Raw genomic sequence first — 2,199 nt, forward strand, 5'->3', positions numbered from 1 at the left:
AGCTTCTTAGAAAAATTTTCAAGTTATTTATAGGACCAATATAGTGTGAAACACTGTAACTATATTCCTGCCAAGGAATTTGAATCTACAATTGGTATTTCAACTTCTTAAATTAAAGAAGTTAAGTTAAAAACAGAAAAAGACCTAAATATAGATAAATTCTATGTTTAGGTCTTTTAAAATTTTAGTTTTTCTGTAAGAAAAACTTCCTTCATTGTCCATTGTCCATTGTCCATTGTCAATTATAAAATTGCGTCGCAATTTATTCTTATTGCTTTCTCACTACTTTGATTTCTAAAATATTGTCTTCGTAAGTTATACAGGTTTCATCTGTCATCATGCCCACAAGAGTTAGTTCGGAGTCTGTGTCATCGTCACCGGTTAAATTCCAATAATATTCTTCTATTTCATGGCATCTAGGTGCATTCAGCAGCTTTCTTGATATTTCTAGTGTGGCTTCACTTAAGTTTTCTATTTTTGATTTTATGTATATTAAAGTCCTATCTTCTTCTGTTTTAACGTCTATTGTCATGTTTTTACCGCCATTACTGTAACAAAAATTCATAAGTTCGCTAACTATTTTTATGTTTCGTTGATTGTTGTGTTTCATTTTTTATTTATCATCCTTTCTAAAAGAGGTTATAAGTGGTATTAAAAATATAGCCACAATACCTCCAGCAAAACCATTATTATAAAGATTTAATCCGCCGTGAAGAAAACCTGTGTTGGCTACTATACATACATGTATAAAGCCAGCAATAATTCCATAGAGCCATCCAAATTGACCAGCAATAGGTGCCAAAGTGGTGCTGAATAGTGCAGAAAGAACCATTTGAGGTGAATTTATTTTCCAAATATTTAGCATAGAACAAAGGGCTGTTCCAAGGACTATAGGTATAGTGTTTTTTGGATGTTTACCAAAACCACTAAAGCCAGCAACAGTAAAGATTCCGCCAATAGTTGGACCATTAAGATCGCCACCTACCATTAGTATATATAGTGTGGAAAGTATTCCTAGTATACCCATGTTTACAAAGACAGCACCATCACCATAAATTATATAAAAATCAGATATAAGTCTTCCAGATTGTCTGCATAATTCTTTGAACTTTTTAAAGGAATTTTTATCTAAGCAATATCCAATTAATATCATGGATGAAAAAAATACAATTAGTAATATTCCAAAAATTAAATTGTTACCTGTAGACCATACCAGTCTTGTTTTAAAATCTATTCCAAAAGCTCTAAGTATGGACATTAGTACAGTTCCTAAGAGGCCAGCAGCGAAACCTGTATTATAAAGATTATACCCTTGATGTAGTTTTAAGCAGTAGGAAGTTATGGGTGGTAAAATAAATCCAATGACAACCCCAAAGCAAATGCCTATAAGTAGTGCCCCTATTTGAGAAAAATTAGAAGTATATTTAAATTGAGTCACTGTAGGAGAAAGAGTCGTTGCAAATAATGCAATAAGTACATAATTTAAAAATGGTTCCTTTTGATATTTTGAATATAGCCATACACCTAAAAAAATAGGCCATACATTTAAAATGTTTTTTCCGAAAAAGGCAAAGCCTGTAATAGTGGATAGAGCGGCTATGGTTGAGCCATTGGGCTTAATTCCCACGTATACCAGAATGCCTATGCACATAAGTGAAAGTAGAGCTGAATTTACAAAAGTAGCGCCTATTCCACCAATGGCAATATAGTCGGTTATAAGTAAGTCTGATTCTAAAATAATTGCTTTTAAGCCATTAAATATATTATAGGGAGTATCTACTACAAAAGCAAATAATATGAAAGCTACGTAATAGGCTATTAATATATAATAGGTCTTAAAAATTTTTCTTTTAACTACATTTCCCATATGAATCCCCCAATCATAAAGTTAAAGTAATTTTATTATACAATAAATTACTTTAGGAGAGTAATAGCTTTTAAAGTATTTAAGGAATTTTCTACAGAAGTTTAGCGCTTAAAAATTTTTGGGGCGTGAGCCCGCTGATTTATAATGAATGATTGAGGGTTAGGTTAAAAACCATAAATTCTGATTTTTGCTGGAAATTTTAGAGAAAAAATTTGCATAATAAAAGCATCCTTTTTATAATAGTTTTGACAAGAAACCAACTTAAAAAGGATGCTGATAAAATGAGTAAAAGTTATTTAAAACAATTACTTACTTATATTAATAAGGTATAC

Annotated in this window: 2 protein-coding genes; both read right to left on the reverse strand. The window is 31.0% G+C overall.

Annotation, left to right across the window (positions count from 1 at the left end; translation table 11 throughout):
- Positions 1-268: 268 nt before the first annotated feature.
- The gene (locus tag FGK85_RS15010; protein WP_138207952.1) at positions 269-610 is read right to left on the reverse strand and encodes a hypothetical protein; all 342 of its coding nucleotides are present in this window, start codon (positions 608-610) and stop codon (positions 269-271) included.
- A 3-nt stretch (positions 611-613) separates the two neighbouring features.
- Positions 614-1,867 carry a DUF1576 domain-containing protein gene (locus FGK85_RS15015; protein ID WP_138207954.1) on the reverse strand — a complete coding sequence of 418 codons (1,254 nt, stop codon included), beginning with the start codon at positions 1,865-1,867 and terminating at the stop codon, positions 614-616.
- Between the last annotated feature and the right edge of the window lie 332 nt (positions 1,868-2,199).

Origin of the sequence: Haloimpatiens lingqiaonensis (assembly GCF_901447495.1) — a bacterium.
In the GTDB taxonomy this organism is placed as follows: domain Bacteria; phylum Bacillota; class Clostridia; order Clostridiales; family Clostridiaceae; genus Haloimpatiens; species Haloimpatiens lingqiaonensis.